Here is an 18884-nt window from a genome sequence, read left to right as displayed (position 1 = left end):
GCTCATTCGGCTGCCTCGGATATTCGGTCGATGTAGGCACCGCAGGCCGAGAGCTTGTCTTCGACATGCTCGTAGCCCCGGTCAAGATGATAGACGCGGCTTACGACTGTTTCGCCCTCGGCCGCGAGGCCTGCTAGGATGAGGCTCACGGAAGCGCGCAGGTCGGTCGCCATGACCGGCGCACCCTTAAGCCGCTCGACGCCGGTGACGGTCGCGGTGCCGCCATGCACCTCGATGCGGGCGCCCATGCGGGTGAGTTCGGGCGCGTGCATGAAGCGGTTCTCGAAGATCCGCTCCTCGAGATGGGAAACGCCGTCGGCGGTGCACATGAGCGCCATCATCTGCGCCTGCAGGTCGGTCGGGAAACCTGGAAAGGGCTCGGTGACGATATCCGCGGCCCGCACGCGGCCGTTCCGGCGCGCGACGCGGAGCCCGGTATCGGTCTGTTCGACCTCGACGCCGGTTTCCTCGAGCTTGTCGGCAAACGCCGTGACCAGATCGCGCCGTCCGCCCAGAAGCTCCACATCGCCGCCTGCGATCGCCGGGGCAAGCATGTAGGTGCCGAGCTCGATCCGATCGGTGACCACCGGATGGGTGGTGCCGAAGAGGCGCTCGACGCCCTGGATCTCGATGGTGCTGGTGCCTTCGCCCTCGATCTCGGCCCCCATGGCGCGGAGGCAACGGGCAAGATCGACGATCTCCGGCTCGCGCGCGGCATTCTTCAGAACGGTGGTGCCATGGGCCAGGGTGGCCGCCATCAGGAGGTTTTCGGTCGCGCCCACGGAAACGAAGGGAAACTCGAAGACCGCACCCTTCAGCCCGCCGCGTGCTTCGGCATGGACATAGCCGTCACGGAGATCGAGCGTGGCACCGAGCGCCTCGAGGCCCCTCAGGTGAAGATCCACGGGCCGCGCACCGATGGCACAGCCACCGGGCAGCGAGACCACCGCATGGCCATCGCGCGCCAGCATCGGCCCGAGGACGAGAATGGAGGCGCGCATCTTGCGCACGATGTCGTATTCGGCGGTGTGGTTGCTGATCTGCTCGGTGCCCACGACCAGCACGCGTCCGCCCTGGAGGCTCGCCACTTCGCAGCCGAGCGACTCCAGAAGCTGGGTCATCGTGCGTATGTCCGACAGACGCGGTGCATTGGTGAGCGTGAGCGGCTCCTCGCTGAGGAGGGCCGCCGGCATCAGCGCGAGACAGGCGTTCTTTGCGCCCGAGATCGGAATGGCGCCATTCAGTTCCGCGCCGCCGCGCACGAGAATGCTGTCCATGGGATATCAGTCTTCCTGGCTGTCCTTGCCGCGCGGTTGCTCGGCGCGGGCGCGCTTCTGGGCCTTGCGGCGCGCGAGATTGGCCCGCAGCGCCTCGGCAAGCTTGGCGGATCGCTCCGACTTCGCCGGGTGCTTGGGGATTTCCGTGGGACGAAACGTGTCTTTCATGGCGGGTTCTTTAACGCATGCATGGGGCGGGGGTCCAGATCGTGCGTGTCCCGGCCTCCGCTTTTCGCGCGATCGGTGTGAAAGGCGAGTTCTGAGTGAATTTGCAGCAGATTGGGCTTGCGTGCGGTCGGGAATCGGATAAAAGGCCGCGCATCCGACGCGCTTGATGGCGCTGGCCGGATGAGGGTTCTTCCGGAGCCCGCCTCTTCGGGCTCGCCCCGCTCAGGCAGACTGGAAGACAGCGGGCTGCTGTAGCTCAGAGGTAGAGCACTCCCTTGGTAAGGGAGAGGTCGAGAGTTCAATTCTCTCCAGCAGCACCACTTTCCGGACACCGGTGGCATGGTCGAAATTCCATCAGATCTTGAACACAGCGTGGTTTTCACCATTTCTATTGCATGAACTATGTCCTTGCGCTCTTTCTTCCGCCCCTGTCGATCCTGCTTGCGGGACGGCCGTTTGTGGCGATCATCACCTTCCTGATCTGGGTGCCCTCGATCCTGATTTCGGGCGGGTTGGGTCATCCGATCTTCATTCTTCTCGCCTGGGTCCTGATCTACCAGGCACGGGAAGACCGGCGCAGCGGCATCTAGCGCCTCGCTCAACCGGGGGCGCTGAGGCGGGTCGAACTGGTTCGCGTCAACTGGCGATTTGCGGACGCATGCATCGTTGCTCCGGTCCGGTCGCGCGCAGGAAGAGGGACCGCAGTCTTGCGAAATATTCCGGGGCGCGCGAGTCGCCGGAGAAGGTGCGCGCACCGGTGAGTGTGGCTGAGGCGCGCTGTGCTAACCTGCGCGCTTCTGCGTGCCGAACTCTCGGGCGAAGGTCAGCAGCTCTTCGAATGGCATGGGCTTGCCGAAGAAGTAACCCTGAGCTTCGTCACAGCCGATGTTGCGCAGGAAGTCGGCCTGCTCCTGAGTCTCGATGCCCTCGCAGATCAGCTTGGTGCCCAGTTCGTCCGAGAGGAGTTTGATCGAGCGCAGGATGCCCTCGTTGTTCGGATTGTCCTCCAGGTTGCGGACGAACATCTGGTCCGCCTTGATCTTGTCGATGCGGAAGCGCGAGAGATAGCCGAAGGATGAGAAGCCGGAGCCGAAATCATCGAGCGCCAGGGAGACGCCCAGCGATCGGATGTCGCTCAGCATTTCTCGCAAGCGGTCGTTGCTCTCGACAAAGAGTGACTCGGTCATCTCCAGGTGCAGCCGCGTGCCGGGCAGTCCCGTGTCGCCGAGCACATCGAGCACGTTTCCGAGCAGGTCGCCGCGCTGGAACTGCTGTGGCGAGACATTGACCGCGATGGTACCTGGAATGCCGGAGCGGGCGAAATCTTCGCAGGCCTTCCGAAGGACGAATTGGCCGATCTGCTGAATGAAGCCACTGGTTTCGGCCGAAGGGATGAATTCTCCCGGAGAGACGAAACCCAGTTCGGGATGGACCCAGCGCACCAGTGCCTCGGCGCCGCAGAAGCTCAGGTTCTCGAGATTGATCTGCGGCTGGTAGACGAGGAACAGTTCGCCGTTCTCGATGGATTTCCAAAGTTCGCGTTCCAGGAGGCGCGCGCGGGCCTGGCGGTCGACAAGGCCGGTGTCGAACGTGCCGATATTGCTCTCACCCCGCAGCCGGACCTCGTTGAGCGCGGTTTCGGCATTGTCGAGGAGGAGGTCTGCGGTTTGGGCGGCTGTCTCGCCCCGCGCGTCTAGAGTGGAGGCGATGCCGATCGTCGCATCCGTGAAAACCGTGTTCCCCTCAAGTTCGTAGGGTATGCGGATGATTTCCGCGATCCGGGCCGCGATGTCGGTAAGCTCTTCCGGGGTGACGGTGCGGCATTCGTTGTAGATCGCGAAGACGTTTCCGCCGAGCCTCGCGCTCAGGGACAGTCCCGCATCGAACCCCTTCAGCCGTTCCACGACGGCCGCGAGTAACTGGTCACCGACACTGCGCCCCAGTGTCCCGTTGACCACCTTGAACCGAAGGAGTTTGAACACCCAGACGGCGACGAGTTCACCGGAGCTTTCGGCTGCCGCGACGCGGTCCCCGATGCGGTTCGCAATTTCGTTGCGCCGCATGGCTCCGGTAAGTGGGTCGAAACGGGAGAGGTATTCGACCCGGTTTTCCTGTTCGCGTCGCAGGGTAACGTCGCGTGCCGTGACGCAAACGATTGAGACTGCGACGGCGAGCTCGTCCCTGTGGCCATGGGAATTGACGATCTGGGAGCGGGTGACCATGAACTCGATATGGCGCGTTCCTTCCGGCCGCTGCCATTCGATCTCGCGCAGCACGGGCGCATGGGGCTCCGAGCCGCTCGTCGGGGCAAAAGCTTCCCTGATGGCGGCGGAAAGGGCAGGTGGCGCACCGCCGATCAAGAGGTCGCCCTCGGAGGCGTCGATGTCGGAGTCACCGAACAGCTCCCGCCAGCGCACGTTGCATTCGATGATGTTTCCATCTTCGTCCACCACCAGAACGGCATCGCCGCTATCGGCGATGACGCGCGCAAGGATGTCGCGGGTGTTTCGCGCCTCACGTGAAGAGAGAAGAAGGAACAGCTTGCGCAGTTCGAGTTCGTGCGCGGCGGCGGCGAGCAGGAGGGCGACGAGCAGTACGTGAGGAGCCGCTGTTGGGAGAACGATCTGGTGACGCATCTGGAGGTACGTCGCGGTGCTTTCCAAGACGAGCGCCATGGCGAGGACGAAGACGGCAAAGCCGCGGAACCGGCGCCAGCGCCCCCGGAGCCGGGCGGCGATCACGAGAGCGCAGAGACCTGCCAGGACGGGGATGGGCGACATGGTTCGCAGGACGAGGTTTTGCTCCAGGGTCTCGGCCGCGATGATCTGCAGGAGTGGGCCAGGGATGGCACCGACCACGGGCGCGGTGAAAGTATCGCGCAGCTCGAGTGCATGCGCGCCTACGAGAACGGTTTTGCCTGACAGGTCTTTTGCGTCGATCTCGCCGTGCAGGAGATCAATCACCGAGTGGGTCGGTACGGTTTTGGGATCGATGGCGAAGTTGATCGCGTAGCCCATGCCCGGCGGCCCGAATTCGCCGGACATGAGTGAAGGAAAGGATGCTACGTCCTCGCCGTCGATCAGCATGCCATACAGCGCCTCCCGGGCGATCCCGTCGCGGTTCGGAACGACATTGACCGCGCCGAGCCAAGCATATTCCGAGAGGAGCGGCAGGGGGCGGTTGAACGCTAGTGCGCCTTTCCCGGATTCACCCACGCCAGCGGATTGAGCAAAGGCTGCGAGAACCACGAGAAGATCCGTATCCCGGATCGCGTCGGCGAAGGCCTGGTCCATCTCCGGATTGGAGGCTGCGCTGAAATCGATGTCGAAATAGACATCCATGGCTCCACCGTCCGATAGGCCTCTCACGATCTCGCCGTAGATCGAGCGAGGCCAGGGCCAGACGGGGATCGCATCGAGGCTTTTCTTGTCGATGGCAAGAAAGACGAAATCTCCCGAGGCCGCTCGCTTGTCGAGCGCCATTCGGGTTTCGGAAATGATGTTGTCCGCGGTGCGCAGGAGGCCCGCCTTGAAGGCGAGGCCCGACGTCAGGGCCAGCGCCAGAGCCAGGCCGATCGTCGCGACGGCGTCTCGCAAGGATCTCGCCATAAGCTACGCTCCGCTCAACACGCCGGGCAAGGACGTCTCGTAGCGATCGATCTCGTATGGGCGGGCAATGTCCTGCATCGGCGTCGTTTCTCGGAGATGACGGGGACTGGCCGGATGTCAGCCTTTCTCATTTCCGGGATTTCTTCTTCGACTTTTTATTCGACTTCTTCTTTGGGTCGGCTTTGTCGTCATCGCTGTCTTCGTCGTCATCATCGTCGTCATCATCGTCGTCATCATCGTCGTCATCATCGTCATCATCGTCGTCATCATCGTCATCGTCGTCGTCATCATCGTCGTCGTCATCATCATCATCGTCGTCATCGTCGTCGCCGTCGTCTTCGTCGCCGTCCTTGTTCCTGTTCCTGTTTCCGTTTTCCTTGCCGTCGTCGGATTCTTCGTCCTCTTCACTGTCAGCGGCCTTCTTCGCGGCCTTCTCGGCTTGTTTCTGGGCTTTTTCGGCGGCCCTTTCGGCTTTTGCGGCCGCCATTTCTGCGGCCTTTTCTGCGGCTTTGGCCTCTTTCTCTGCCGCCTTCTCGGCTTTCTCGGCAGCCTTCTCGGCCTTGTCGGCTTGCTTTTCAGCAGCCTTTGCGGCCTTTTCCGCAGCTTTCTCGGCCTTCTTTGCGGCTTTTTCAGCGCTTTCCTTCGCAGCTTTCTCTTTTGCAGCTGCTTCAGCCCTTTCCGCGGCGGCCTCTGCTGCTGCAGCGGCTTCTTCCGCAGCTTGGCGGGCTTCTTCGGTTGCTTCCCTCTCGGCGGCCTTTTCTGCCTTCAGGGCGGCTTGCACTGCCTTGTTCGCGGCCTTCTCAGCGTCTTTCGCCGTCTTTGCTGCTTTCGAGGCGTCTTTCGCGGCCTCGGCCGCAGCAGCTGCTGCCGCCGATGCGTTCTGGGATGCCTTCTGAGCATTGGTTGCCGCGCTTTGGGCATGAGCGGTGGCTTTCAATGCCATCGGGTTGGACACATCGGATGCCGGCGAGGCCGGCGACGTTCGACCGTTGCGGTTGGCGCGACTCCTGGAATTCGAGCGTGAGGCCGAAGTATCCGCACCAGCCGCAGCGGTGGCAGCTTCGATGGATGCGATGTCGAATGTCGCGGAAGCGTCCGTCCCGGCATCGGCACTTGATGTCTCTTCCAGCGTTGCCGCGCTTGCCTTGACCTTGACGGGGGCTCGCTGGACCGCAACGGTTTGGACCGGAGCAATGACGCCCTCGCCCTTGACCTCGAAGGTTCCCTGACCCGCGGGTTTGACATCCACCGACTGGCCCTTGCGCACGTCGACCCGGTGGCCATGGCGCGTGTCCGTTACCTGGACCGTGCCGGTGTCGACCCGCACGGCCGCGCCGTCACGGCCCACGTTCACCTCGAACTGGGTGCCTTTGACCACGGCGGCGAGGAACGGCGTGTGGACAGTGGTGTGGGGGGAGTTGCGCTTCTCGATGTCGAGAACGAGCGACCCGAACTGCTGCCCGATGTCCGTGCGGGCCGAATTCGAACCGCGCGAGACGATGGAGGCCATCGTTTTCGGGCGGAACATGATCTTCTCGCTGTCCCGTGTGAGCAGCAACCGGCCTTTCGGCCCGGTATAGACCCAGGCCGCATTCGGAACGGTCATGCCTGGACGAATGTCTTGCCAGGTCTCGTTATCGGTGGTGAATTTCGCCGGTTCCCTGACCTGTGAGACCGTCCATTGGGACGCTATGGCTTGCTGTGCGATTGCGAGGAACAGGAGGCAGGCGGCGAGAGGCCGGAACGGACGCAACATGGGACACTCAGAATAATCGACGGACCAGGGGGCCAGATGTGGCGGGAAAGGCTTAGAATAGTGTTATTGCGGCCCGACCTTTCTCGGGAAATGCGGAGGGCGGTTAACTGTTCGTTGGAAGGGGTTCTGCAGGTTCGCTGCCGGAGGGGCGGATACGGTTCGCAAATCGTGAAACGGCAGATTGCGTTAACTGTTCCAGGTGAGCAATCGAGGATGGCTGGGGTGGTTCGCATGCCGATTGCTCATGCAGACTACGGTGGAATCAAGCTGCCGGGGCGGTCCGAAGCCGCGGTTCTGATCGGGAAAAGCCTGAGTTTTCAGGTTAACAACGTGGCGAAGATGCAAGTTATTTCGTGACATTCTTACTCCGATCGCCGACTCTTTGTCCTGTGCGAGGCGTGGCGCCCATGTGCCGTTCCTCACAGAACAGACAAGGAGAATGGAATGACGATCATCCACCGGTCCCTGCCAATGGCCTTGGCCGCATCGATGCTGGCGGCGCCCCTGATGGCTCAGGACCAGCAGTTCATTACCATTGGCACCGGAGGCGTCACGGGCGTCTACTATCCCACGGGAGGCGCGATCTGCCGTCTCGTCAATGCGAACCGGGCGGAGAACGGGCTGCGCTGCTCGGTCGAGTCCACGGGTGGTTCGGTCTACAACACCCGCACGATCCGTCAGGGCGAACTCGATTTCGGTGTCGTGCAGTCCGACGTGCAGTCGGCCGCTGTGGAGGGCACCGGCGCCTTTGCCGATGACGGCGCGTTCCCGGAACTGCGCGCGCTTTTCTCGATCCATCCCGAACCGGTGCACCTGATGGTGCGTGCCGATGCGGGGATCGAAAGTGTCGCGGATCTCGCAGGAAAGCGGGTAAATATCGCGAATCCCGGCTCTGGCACGCGAGTACTGGCCGAGACGCAGATGAAATACTCCGGTCTCACCACGGACGACTTCTCGCTGACCGCCGAGCTCGCTTCCGCCGAGCAGGCCTCCGCTCTATGCGACGGGAACATCGATGCCACGGTCTGGGCTGCGGGTCTTCCGAATGGTTCGACCCAGGAAGCAACCTCCACCTGTGACGTGGATCTGCTGGCGCTCGAGGGAGAGGACATCGACAAGCTCCTCGAAGAGAACCCGGCCTATGCCGCGGCGACGATTCCCGGCGGGCTTTATGCCGGCAACCCGGACGATGTTCCTTCCTGGGGTCCGCGGGCGACCATCGTGACCTCCGCCGATACGCCCGATGACGTAGTCTATGCGCTTGTGAGTGCTGTCTTCGAGAGCTTCGAAGACTTCAAGCGTCTGCACCCGGCATTCACGAATCTCGACGAGAGCGAGATGATTTCGGCCGGTCTCACTGCAGAGCTGCACCCCGGTGCCGTGCGCTACTACCAGGAGCGCGGCTGGCAGTAAGTCGTAAGCCAAACGGGGGCCGTCCGCACACCGGTGCGGGCGGGCCCTTTTCCAGCATAGACGATCCGGGGGACAGGCGTTGAGCAAGAAAGCGGCAGGTGAGACCGACGGTTCGGCCGTCGACGATTTCATTGCAGATACGGATACGGGAGGCCGGGCTCCGGAGAGGGGGTTCAACCGGCAGGTTCTCTGGATCGTGCCGCTTGCCTGGTCGCTCTTTCAGCTCTGGATAGCCTCGCCGATTCCTTACGAACTCGGCATATTCGTGGTGAATAACGCGCAGGGGCGCTCAATTCACCTGGCCTTCGCGGTCTTTCTTGCCTTCACGGCCTTTCCGACCACGAAGCGCAGCCCGCGCCATACCATCCCGGTTCAGGATTGGATCGCGGCGCTGGTGGGGGCGTTCTGCGCCGGGTATCTCTATTTGTTCTGGGATGGTCTGGCTGCCCGCTCCGGTGCGCCATCGACGCAGGATCTGGTCTTCGCCAGCATCGGTGTTCTGCTGCTCATGGAGGCGGCCCGGCGCTCGCTGGGCTTTCCGCTCATGGCGGTGGCGGCGGTGTTCCTCGCATATGTCTTCTTCGGCTCCTCCGAGCTTCTGCCGGATGTGATCCGCTGGCGAGGCGCCTCGATCGAGCGCGCCATGAGCCATCTCTGGCTTACGACCGAGGGGGTGTTTGGTGTCGCGCTGGGCGTGTCGTCGGGGTTTGTTTTCCTTTTCGTGCTCTTTGGCGCGCTGCTGAACCAGGCGGGCGCTGGCAACTATTTCCTCTCGCTTGCCTTTGCCACCCTTGGCCATCTTCGGGGCGGCCCGGCCAAGGCAGCGGTGATCGCCTCCGCCGCGACGGGGCTGATCTCGGGGTCCTCCATCGCCAATGTGGTGACCACCGGAACCTTCACCATTCCGCTGATGAAGAAGGTGGGCTTCTCGCCCGCGAAGGCCGGTGCGGTCGAGGTGTCCTCTTCGATCAACGGGGTTCTCACACCGCCCGTGATGGGCGCGGTTGCCTTCCTGATGACGGAATATGTCGGGATTTCCTATGTCGAGGTGGTCAAGACGGCAATCGTGCCGGCGGCGATCTCCTATGTGGCCCTGGTCTATATTGTCCATCTGGAGGCACTGAAGATGGGCATGACCGGCACGAGCCGGACCAACCCGGTGATCTTCATCCTCTCCGCCGTTCTCATGATCTGCGTTGGCATCATCCTGTCGGGGGCCACGCTCTGGCTCGCAGGACAGGCCGTGGGGCTTCTCGATGCAGCGCTTGGCGCAGCGGCAACACCGGTGGTCGTGGCGCTTTTTCTCGCGCTCTACGTTCTGGCCGTTCGCTATGCGGCGCGGGGGCCGGAGCTCGATCTCTCGGTCGAATCCATGCAGCATCTTCCCCCGACCCGCGACATCTTCCGCAGCGGCGTGCACTTCCTGCTGCCGCTTCTGCTGCTGATGTATCTGCTGATGGTGGAGCGGAAGTCGCCCGGTTTCTCCGCCTTCTGGTCAGCCAGTTTCATGCTGCTTGTATTACTGACGCAAAAGCCGCTCCGCGCCTTCTTTCGCGGCGAGGGAAATCTTGCACAGGGCATTCACGACGGGTTCTCCGAGGCCATCGACGGGCTGATCCTGGGCGCTCGCAACATGATCGGGTTGGCCTGTGCCATGGCAGTTGCCGGGATCATCGTCGGTTCGGTCACGCTGACCGGCATCGGCCAGGTGATGGCGGAATTCGTGGAATTCCTGTCAGGTGGCAACCTGATGCTGATGCTGTTCTTCGTTGCGATCATCTCGATCATTCTCGGGATGGGTCTGCCGACAACGGCAAACTACATCGTGGTGTCCTCCCTGATGGCAGGCGTGGTGGTCGAGCTTGGTGCACAGAGCGGGCTCATCGTGCCGCTCGTGGCTGTGCACATGTTCGTCTTCTATTTCGGGATCATGGCCGATGTGACGCCACCGGTTGGGCTGGCGAGCTTCGCTGCCGCCGCGATCTCCGGGGGCGATCCACTGCGCACTGGGTTCCAGGCGTTCTTCTACTCGATCCGCACGGCGCTTCTGCCGTTCCTGTTCATCTTCAATACCGATCTGCTTCTGATCGATGTCACGTGGCAGCATGCGATCGTGGTCTTCATCATTGCGCTGATCGCGATGCTGATCTTTGCCGCCGGGACAATGGGCTATTTCCTGACCCGGTCCCGGATCTGGGAATCTGTTGTTCTTGTCATCGTTGCGCTCACGCTCTTCCGGCCTGGTTTCTGGCTCGATCAGGTGCAACCGGCCTATCTCTCCGAACCGCCGGCGCAGATCTTCGATCTGGCAGAAAGCGCGCCCGCGGATGGCTCCCTGCGGGTCAAAATCGAGGGGATGACGCTTGATGGCGATTTTGTCGCCTCGACCTTCCAGCTGCCTCTGGGGGCGGCGAACGGTGATGGTTTCAGCCGTCTGGCTCAGAATGCGGGGCTGGAGCTGGTGGAACGCGATGGAGAGGTGATCGTCGACATGATCGCCTTCGGTGGATATGCCGAACAGCAGGGGATCGACTTCGACTGGACCGTAACCGGGGTCGAGGTCGAGAATGACCGGATGCCGAAGGAGGTCTTCTACATCCCGGCCTTCCTGATGTTCGGGTTGATCTGCCTGCTGCAGTACCGCCGGAGTCAGCATGAGAGGGAGGCAGTGGCATGACCGGCATGGTAATGGCCGCTATCGATCTGACCCACGAGGATCAGACGAGGCGTATCCTCAGGAAGGCCGATGAGCTTGCGCGCGGAGAAGATGCGCGGCTTGCGGTGATCTCCGTTCTTCCCGATTTCGCAATGCCGCTGATCTCGCCGTGGTTCAAGGAGGGCGCGGCCGATCGGGCCTTCGCGGAAGCGGGGCAGATGCTCCATCGGGTCATACGCGATGCGCTGGGAGAAGATGTGGATGCCAGGGCGCTTCATATCCTGCGCCAGGGCAGTGTCTATGAGGAGGTCCTGGCCGCAGCGGAGAAGCATTCGCCGTCGCTGATCGTGATGGGCGCGCATCGGCCCGATCTGCGAGACTATTTCGTTGGCCCCAATGCCGCGCATGTGGTGCGCCACGCGAAGTGTTCGGTTTTGGTGCTGCGGGACTGAGCGGGAGGTTGGCGCAAAGGGAGTGCGAAAAAACTAACGTTTTTTTCGGGCCTCCCAGTAGGCATGGCTCTCGCTTCGAAGCTGTTCGTAGGATCTGATTCTCTCCTTCGCGGCTTCTCCACCGCGTGCGACCAGTAGCGCGATCAGCGTTTCGACCAGCGCCATGACGCCGGCATAGCAGCCGAAGTGATAGGTCGAGAGCATGGAAGCTGTCAGCGTCTCGTCGGCGCGGACTTCCGGGGAGACAATCTCGCTGTCGGAAATCATGATCAGTTTGAGCCCCTTGCTGCGCGCGAAGGTGCAGGCCTCGATGGTTTCGCGCGAATAAGGCGTGGCCGTGATGGCGATCATCGCGTCGCCGACGCTTGCGGATTCCAGGTCGTCAATGGGGCTGTTCATGTGCCGCGGGATCAGATGCAGCGACGGCAGCGCCATGCGCCCGACATAGTGCAGGTAGTATGCGATCCCGTAGCTGGCCCGTGCAGCAGTGAGATAGACATTGGGCGCGTCCAGAAGAAGGCTCACGACCCGGTCGAGCTGTTCCGGGTTTTGCGCCTCCAGGCTGCGCTCTACATTGGCCATGCTGCTGAGTGAGGCATCGGCTTGCACTGCGCCGAGCTCTCCCGTTTCACGAAGGCTCTCGATCCAGGCGGGCTTTTCGGTGGAAACGGAGGCGGAAACGAGAGCCTGACGAAAGGGTTCCCGCATCTCGTCATAGCCGCTGAAGCCGAACCTCTCCGCAAGCCGGACGATTGTATAGGTGCTGACCGAGGCCTTGCGGGCGGTCTCTCGGATGGGATCGAGACCGAAATCCGATGGGTGGTCGACGATATACTTGGCCACGGCGCGCAGGCCGCGCGACAGCGTGGGAATTTCTTCCTTCAAGCGGTTGAGTGTTCGGGTTCGAAGCGTTGGGTCCATTTGAGTCAATAAAGAACATGTGTTATTTTTTGGAAGTGTTGACCGCTTATGTTTTGTGCGCAAGGATTTTCGGCATGGTTCGCACCTGAGAGGCGAACAGCCACGCGGAAAGACTTCATGCCAGATCCCCTCCCTTCCCATGCGTCGGTCGTCGTCATCGGCGGCGGCATCATGGGGTGTTCCACGCTCTATCACCTGGGCAAAATGGGTGTGACAGATGCGGTCCTGCTGGAGCGCAACGCGCTGACATCTGGCACGACATGGCATTCCGCGGCGCAGGTTCGCGCGTTGCGCCACTCGAAGAACCTGACGCGGATGATCCAGTATTCCGTCGATCTTTATGGGCAGCTCGAGAAGGAGACCGGGCAATCGGTAGGCTGGATCCAGAAGGGGTCGCTATCGCTCGCCACGAGTCCGGATCGGCTGACGCACATTCGGAGACAGGAGGCTCTGGCCCATGCCTACGGCCTCAATGCGCGGTCTATCTCCTCCGGGGAGGCCAAGGAACGCTGGCCATTGATGAATGCCGAAGATGTTCTGGGGGCGGTATGGTCGCCAGACGATGGACGTGTCTCGCCTTCGGATGTCTGCGCGGCGCTGGTCAAAGGCGCCAAGGCGCATGGCGCGAGGATCTTCGAGCGCACCGGCGTGACCGGTATCTTGACGAAAGACGGACGCATCACCGGGGTCGAGACGACGAAAGGCGAGATTTCATGTGACGCGATCGCGCTTTGCACCGGCCTCTGGTCGCGTGAGGTCGGTGCTATGGCTGGGGCGGAGATTCCGCTTCTGGCATGCGAACATTTCTACCTACTCACGAAACCCATCGACGGGATCGCGGGAAACACGCCGACGCTCTCCGACCATGACAATCACCTCTATATCCGCGACGATTCCGGCGGATTGCTGGTGGGATGCTTCGAGCCGATGGGCAAGCCGATCGCGCCGGGCGTTTTGACCGAAACCTTCGAGTTCGGTCTCCTGCCGGAAGACTGGGATCATTTCGAGCCGATGATGATGAACGCGCTTCATCGGCTCCCCGCTCTCGAGACCGCCGAAGTGAAGATGCTGCTCAACGGGCCGGAGAGTTTTACGCCCGATGGTGCCTTCATGCTGGGCGAGACGGCCGAGACGCGGGGGCTGTTCCTCGGCTGCGGTATGAACTCGGTGGGTATCGCGTCAGGCGGCGGTGCGGGAATGAACCTCGCGCATGCGATTGTTCACGGACACACGGCTTATGACTTGTCGGAGGCAGATGCCAAGCGTTTCGCGCCGGTGTTCAACTCGGTCGAGCACCTGATGGTCCGCGCGCCCGAGATTCTGGGCACGCACTACGAAATAGCCTATCCGGGGAGGCAGCTTCGAACCGCTCGCGGTTTGCGTCGTCTGCCGCTTGATGCGGAGTACCGCGCCGCAGGGGCGCATTTCGGCCAGGTCTATGGCTGGGAGCGGCCGCTCTATTTCGGCAAGGCCGCGGAACCCGCACTCAAGTTCGGCCGGCCCGACTGGTTTGGGAATGTCGAGGCGGAGGTGCGCGCTGCGCATGAGAAGGCGGCAATCTTCGATGCCTCACCATTTGGCAAGATCGATGTGGTCGGACCGGACGCGGAGGCGTTCCTGTCTCGCACCTGCGCAGGCCAGGTTCAGCGCGCCCCCGGGTCGGTGATCTATTCGGCGGTGCTGAATGAACGCGGCACCTATGAAAGCGACATAACCGTGCATCGGCTCGCCGAGGACCGCTATCGGCTTTTCACCGGGACCAATGCGATCAAGCGCGATTTCGCCTGGTTTCGGCGCCATTCCGAGGGCTTCGACGTGACATTGGCGGATGTGACCGAGCGCTATGCCACACTTGGATTGATGGGACCGGACGCAGCCCGGATCGTGGCGGAACTGGGCGCTTCAGAGCCGGCACTGCCAGGCTATTTCAAGCTCGGGCAGTTGCGGATCGCCGGGATCGAAGTGACGGCAGCGCGGTTGTCCTATGTCGGGGAAGCGGGGTGGGAGATCACCTGCCGGGTTGCCGATACCAAGTCACTCTATACGGCGCTGACGGGAGAAGGTGCCGTGCCTGCCGGGCTCCATGCTCAGACCTCGATGCGGATCGAGAAGGGGTTCTGCGCCATGGGGCACGAACTTGATGGAGACGTGACGCCGGTGGCGGCCGGACTTGATTTCGCGACTCGCAAGGAAGGCGGCTTTATTGGGGCCGATGCATTGGCCCAAGCGCGCCAAGAGGGTGCGAGCAGTCGGATTTTCTCGCTGGTGCTCGATGATGCAAGCGCGGTGCCCCTTGGTCATGAGCCGGTCTATCTCGATGAGAAGATTGTTGGGCAGACTTCCTCCTGCGCCTTCGGCTACCGCGTCGGAAAACCGGTGGCGCTCGCGCACGGGCTCGAAACGCTTGCCCATGGTGCGCAGGTGCAGATCGATATCGCACGCGAGATGTTCGGTGCTACCGTCGTGAGGGGGGCACTCTTCGACCCCGAAGGCAGGAGGATGAAGGCATGATCCGGATTACCGCTCTCCCGTGCGCGGCGGAGGCCGCACCGCTCCTGAGGATCCTGCGCAGCACGCTCGATGAGGCGAAATTCACGGAGCGGCTTGCGCGGGCCGAAGCCCAAGGCTACCGCGTGCTTGCGGCCTGGGACGGTGAGGCAATGATCGGAGCGCTCGGCTACCGGATCAGCGACGATCTGTGCTGGGGGCGGACGTTCTATATCGATGATCTCGTGGTTTCGCCAAAGCTTCGTGGTGGCGGGATCGGACGTGATCTGCTCGCCGAGGCGCAGCGGCTGGCGGCGGACGGGTGCGATCATATCCGGCTATGCAGCGGGCTCTCGCGTCACGATGCGCATCGCTTTTACAAGGCGAACGGGTTCGAGGGGTTCAGCCTGCAATTCGTGGCGCGGATCGAGGGTTGAGCGATGCAAAGACCCTTCATCATGGTTGCCCCGAACGGGGCCCGGCGGGGCAAGGCGGAGCATCCTGCTCTGCCGATCTCGATCGACGAAATCGTGGACTGCGCTGCGGATTGCGCCGCTGCGGGCGCGGATGCGCTCCACCTTCATGTGCGCGATGCCGATGGCGTTCATTCGCTGGATGCCGGACGATACCGGGAGGCGCTGGGCGAACTGGCTCTCAAGGTTCCTGGTATGCGCGTTCAGATCACGACCGAGGCGGCCGGGCTGTTCGACGTCGGCGCGCAACTCGACTGCCTCACGGGAGTGGCGCCCGGTTGGGCCTCAATTTCGATCCGTGAGATCGCGCGCGACATGGATCTGGCGCCGCGCATCTACGCTGCCTGCGCCGAGCAGGGCACCGAAGTGCAGCACATCCTCTATGACACAGGCGATGTCGCACTTCTGCGGAACTGGCGCGGGCGCGGTGTCGTCCGGCCCGGACAGGATGGGGTGATCTTCGTTCTGGGACGTTACGCGGCGGGACAGGTTTCGACCCCCGATGATCTCCGCCCGTTCCGCGAGGCGATGCCCGATGCCACGGACTGGATGGTCTGTGCTTTCGGGCCTGCCGAGCATGATTGCCTGGTTTCGGCTACGCTAGAAGGTGGCAAGCTGCGGGCGGGTTTCGAGAACAGCCTCGTCGGCCCGGATGGCAGGCCACATACCAACAATGCAGCTTCGATTGCAGCGCTGCGCTCTCAACTTGAAGGGGGGCTTTCATGAGCCACGTGTTTCCACGCCACTGTCATTCGGACCTGCCCACCGCCGTGGGCGGAGACGGATGTTTTCTCATTGACGCAGAGGGCAAGCGCTACTTCGACGGGTCAGGCGGCGCGGCAGTATCCTGTCTCGGTCATTCGAACGACCGTGTCCGCGAGGCGATCAAGGCTCAGGTTGACAAGCTCGCCTTCGCCCATACCGGATTCTTTACCTCCGAGCCGGCGGAAGCGCTGGCTGACCTGCTGGTCGAGCATGCGCCGGGCGGTCTCGACCGGGTCTATTTCGTTTCCGGCGGATCGGAGGCGGTGGAGGCGGCGATCAAGCTGGCGCGGCAGTATCATCTCGAACGGGGCGAACCGGAGCGTCGGCACCTGATTGCGCGGAGGCAAAGCTACCACGGCAATACACTGGGTGCCCTGTCGGCGGGCGGGAATGCGTGGCGTCGGGCGCAGTTCGCGCCGCTGCTGGTCGAGATGAGCCATATCGCGCCCTGTTACGAATATGCCGATCGGAACGATGCCGAAAGCCCGGAAGCCTACGGTGAGAGGGTGGCGGACGAGCTGGAGGCGGAAATCCTGCGGCTTGGCCCGGAGACGGTCATGGCCTTCATCGCCGAGCCGGTGGTCGGCGCAACCCTCGGAGCGGTGCCGGCCGTTCCCGGCTACTTCAAGCGGGTGCGCGAGATCTGTGACCGGCATGGCGTACTCCTGATCCTTGACGAGGTGATGTGCGGCATGGGCCGAACCGGGCATCTCTTTGCTTGCGAGGCGGATGGTGTGGCGCCGAATATCCTTTGTATCGCCAAGGGGCTCGGCGCGGGCTATCAGCCGATTGGCGCGATGCTGTGTTCGGCACAGATCTATGAAACCATCGCCCAAGGGTCAGGTTTCTTCCAGCATGGGCATACCTATGTCGGGCATCCGGTGGCCGCCGCCGCGGGGCTTGCGGTCGTGCAGGAAATGCTGGAGCGCGATCTTGTCCCGCAGGTGCAGGCGAGAGGTGCATATCTCGAGCAGGCGTTGCAGGAACGTTTTGCGCAGCATGCACATGTCGGCGATATCCGCGGTCGAGGTCTCTTTCGCGGTCTCGAGTTTGTCGCGGATCGGAGCGAGAAGCGCCCGTTCAATCCAAAACTGGGGCTCGCCGGCAAGCTGAAGAAGGCAGCACTTGCCGAGGGGCTTATCTGCTATCCGATGCCTGGTACGCGGGATGGCCGGTTGGGAGACCATGTGTTGCTGGCACCGCCCTTCATCGCCACCGAGGCGGAACTAGATGGCATGGTCGACCGCCTGTCCCGTGCGGTGGAACGGACATTTGCGGGTGTCTGATCTGCACCATGCCCGTGATGCGGGGCCGGCTATCGCAGGCGTCAATCGGTCCCTTCGCAGGCTGGCTCCTTCCACTCGGCACGCATCTGGGCCTTCTGGACCTTGCCCATGGTGTTGCGCGGGAGGGCATCGAGGGTCACGAAGTGGCGGGGGTGTTTGAATCGGGCAAGCGTGTCGCTCATGGCGGCGCGTAGTGTTTCCTCCTCGGGGGCGCCTCCGGGCGAGGGCACGATCGCGGCAACGATGGCCTCGCCGAAATCCGCATCGGGCACGCCGAAGACAGCGGATTCCTCGACACCGGGGAGGGCGTTCAGAACGTCCTCGATCTCCTTGGGATAGACATTGTAGCCGCCGGTAATTATGAGATCCTTTGCCCGGCCGATGATGGAGAGATACCCGTCCGCACTGCACTGGCCGAGATCTCCGGTGATGAAGAAGCCTGATTTGCGAAGCTCTTCGGCGGTCTTCTCCGGCATGTTCCAGTAGCCCTTGAAGACATTGGGACCACGCACCTCGATCATGCCGACCTCGCCTTGCGGCACCGGGTTGCCCTCGTCGTCGCAGATCCGCACCTCCACGCCTTGGAGCGGCTTGCCGACGGTGCCGGCGCGACGCTCGCCGTCATAGGGGTTCGAGGTAATCATGTTGGTCTCGGTCATGCCATATCGCTCGAGGATGCGGTGGCCCGTGCGCTCAGCGAAAGCATCGTGGGTTTCGGCGAGCAGCGGCGCGCTTCCCGAGATGAAGAGCCGCATGTTGGCGCATCTCTGCGTGTCGAGGCGCGGGTCGGAGAGCAGTCTGGTGTAAAAAGTCGGGACGCCCATCATCAGCGTGTGCGAGGGCAGAGCCGTGATGATCCGCTCCAGGTCGAACTTCTCCATGAATAGCACTTCCGAGCCCGCGAGAAGCACCGTGTTCATCGCAACGAAGAGGCCATGGGTATGAAAGATGGGCAGGGCGTGGATCAGCCGATCGTCCCGTTCGATCCGCCAGTGCGAAACAAGGGTGCGTGCGTTGCTCAGAAGGTTTTCGTGGGTCAGCATCGCGCCCTTGGAGCGGCCCGTGGTGCCGGAGGTATATAGGAGGGCAGCGAGGTCTCCCGACTTCCGTGGGATGGTCTCGAATTGGCTCGGGGCGCTGTCGGCAGCGGTCTGGAGACTGCCGGTTCCCTTGAGGTCGAGTGTGAGCAATGCGGCGCCAGCGGCGTTCGCGATGGTCTTTAGGCGGTTTTCTGCCCTGCTGTCGCAGACGACTAGGCGCGGTTCGGCGTCGGTGACGAAATAGTTCAATTCCGCATCGGTATAGGCCGTGTTCAGCGGCAGGAAAACCGCGCCGCATTGCACCGTCGCAGCGTACAGGGCGAGCATGTCGGCATGTTTGGGTGCCTGGACCACGATCCTGTCCCCCGGTTCTACGCCGCTGCCTGTCAGCACGTTCGCAATCTGTGCTGCGCGCGCTACGAAAGCGCGATAGGAGATCTCCTTCCCGTCATCCGTGCGCAGAAAAACGCTGTCGGTCTCGCGGTGCGGCGCGAACAGGGCGTCATAGAGGTGATTGGTCATTCGGCTGCCTCCTGTGGAAAGGTCTCGGGCGCGGAATGCAAGAAAGCCGTGGTGATACGC

Annotated in this window: 14 protein-coding genes and 1 tRNA gene; 9 read left to right on the top strand and 6 right to left on the bottom strand. The window is 62.5% G+C overall.

Annotated features, from left to right (window positions below; translation table 11 throughout):
• Nucleotides 1–2: 2 nt before the first annotated feature.
• Nucleotides 3–1277 (bottom strand): UDP-N-acetylglucosamine 1-carboxyvinyltransferase, encoded by a 1275-nt coding sequence (murA, locus tag ACP15W_RS13785; RefSeq protein ID WP_424933491.1) that lies wholly within the window; start codon nt 1275–1277, stop codon nt 3–5.
• 6 nt (nt 1278–1283) lie between these two features.
• Complete coding sequence (locus tag ACP15W_RS13780; protein ID WP_424933490.1) at nt 1284–1445, bottom strand: hypothetical protein; 162 nt, start codon at nt 1443–1445, stop codon at nt 1284–1286.
• A 245-nt stretch (nt 1446–1690) separates the two neighbouring features.
• On the opposite strand from ACP15W_RS13780, the gene ACP15W_RS13775 reads away from it, so the two are divergent.
• Nucleotides 1691–1765 (top strand) — tRNA-Thr (locus tag ACP15W_RS13775).
• 75 nt (nt 1766–1840) lie between these two features.
• On the top strand, nt 1841–2035 hold the full coding sequence (locus ACP15W_RS13770) for a hypothetical protein (protein ID WP_424933489.1): 195 nt from the start codon (nt 1841–1843) through the stop codon (nt 2033–2035).
• 192 nt (nt 2036–2227) lie between these two features.
• Here ACP15W_RS13770 and ACP15W_RS13765 read toward each other — a convergent pair whose 3' ends face one another.
• The gene (locus tag ACP15W_RS13765) at nt 2228–5053 is read right to left on the bottom strand and encodes an EAL domain-containing protein (protein WP_424933488.1); all 2826 of its coding nucleotides are present in this window, start codon (nt 5051–5053) and stop codon (nt 2228–2230) included.
• Between the two features lie 127 nt (nt 5054–5180).
• Complete coding sequence (locus tag ACP15W_RS13760; protein WP_424933748.1) at nt 5181–6659, bottom strand: FecR domain-containing protein; 1479 nt, start codon at nt 6657–6659, stop codon at nt 5181–5183.
• A gap of 621 nt (nt 6660–7280) precedes the next feature.
• Between ACP15W_RS13760 and ACP15W_RS13755 the strand changes: the two genes are divergently transcribed.
• The 3 genes from ACP15W_RS13755 to ACP15W_RS13745 all read left to right on the top strand — a co-directional run bounded on the left by ACP15W_RS13755 (nt 7281) and on the right by ACP15W_RS13745 (nt 11330).
• On the top strand, nt 7281–8222 hold the full coding sequence (locus tag ACP15W_RS13755) for a TAXI family TRAP transporter solute-binding subunit (RefSeq protein ID WP_424933747.1): 942 nt from the start codon (nt 7281–7283) through the stop codon (nt 8220–8222).
• A 79-nt stretch (nt 8223–8301) separates the two neighbouring features.
• The gene (locus ACP15W_RS13750; RefSeq protein WP_424933487.1) at nt 8302–10899 is read left to right on the top strand and encodes a TRAP transporter permease; all 2598 of its coding nucleotides are present in this window, start codon (nt 8302–8304) and stop codon (nt 10897–10899) included.
• Nucleotides 10896–11330 (top strand): universal stress protein, encoded by a 435-nt coding sequence (locus ACP15W_RS13745; RefSeq protein WP_424933486.1) that lies wholly within the window; start codon nt 10896–10898, stop codon nt 11328–11330. Before ACP15W_RS13750 ends, ACP15W_RS13745 begins: the two co-directional genes overlap by 4 nt.
• Nucleotides 11331–11363: 33 nt before the next feature.
• Here ACP15W_RS13745 and ACP15W_RS13740 read toward each other — a convergent pair whose 3' ends face one another.
• Nucleotides 11364–12215, bottom strand: coding sequence for a MurR/RpiR family transcriptional regulator (locus tag ACP15W_RS13740; RefSeq protein WP_424933485.1), 852 nt, complete (start codon nt 12213–12215; stop codon nt 11364–11366).
• 153 nt (nt 12216–12368) lie between these two features.
• Between ACP15W_RS13740 and ACP15W_RS13735 the strand changes: the two genes are divergently transcribed.
• Genes ACP15W_RS13735 through ACP15W_RS13720 form a run of 4 tightly spaced genes read left to right on the top strand, consistent with a single transcriptional unit; the run spans nt 12369 to nt 17262 of the window.
• Nucleotides 12369–14762, top strand: a complete 2394-nt coding sequence (locus ACP15W_RS13735) for a GcvT family protein (protein WP_424933484.1) — start codon at nt 12369–12371, stop codon at nt 14760–14762.
• Complete coding sequence (locus ACP15W_RS13730) at nt 14759–15175, top strand: GNAT family N-acetyltransferase (RefSeq protein WP_424933483.1); 417 nt, start codon at nt 14759–14761, stop codon at nt 15173–15175. The genes ACP15W_RS13735 and ACP15W_RS13730 overlap by 4 nt, the downstream gene beginning before the upstream one ends.
• Before the next feature lie 3 nt (nt 15176–15178).
• On the top strand, nt 15179–15937 hold the full coding sequence (locus ACP15W_RS13725) for a 3-keto-5-aminohexanoate cleavage protein (RefSeq protein ID WP_424933482.1): 759 nt from the start codon (nt 15179–15181) through the stop codon (nt 15935–15937).
• Nucleotides 15934–17262 (top strand): aspartate aminotransferase family protein, encoded by a 1329-nt coding sequence (locus ACP15W_RS13720; RefSeq protein WP_424933481.1) that lies wholly within the window; start codon nt 15934–15936, stop codon nt 17260–17262. The genes ACP15W_RS13725 and ACP15W_RS13720 overlap by 4 nt, the downstream gene beginning before the upstream one ends.
• A 41-nt stretch (nt 17263–17303) precedes the next feature.
• Here ACP15W_RS13720 and ACP15W_RS13715 read toward each other — a convergent pair whose 3' ends face one another.
• Nucleotides 17304–18824: a malonate--CoA ligase gene (locus tag ACP15W_RS13715; RefSeq protein WP_424933480.1), complete on the bottom strand. Its 1521-nt coding sequence runs from the start codon at nt 18822–18824 to the stop codon at nt 17304–17306.
• Nucleotides 18825–18884: the final 60 nt, after the last annotated feature.

The sequence above is a fragment of the Amaricoccus macauensis genome (assembly GCF_049800915.1).
Classification (GTDB): Bacteria; Pseudomonadota; Alphaproteobacteria; order Rhodobacterales; family Rhodobacteraceae; genus Amaricoccus; species Amaricoccus macauensis_A.
Note: the sequence above shows the minus strand (reverse complement) of the source record. Positions and strands in the feature narration are given on the sequence as shown.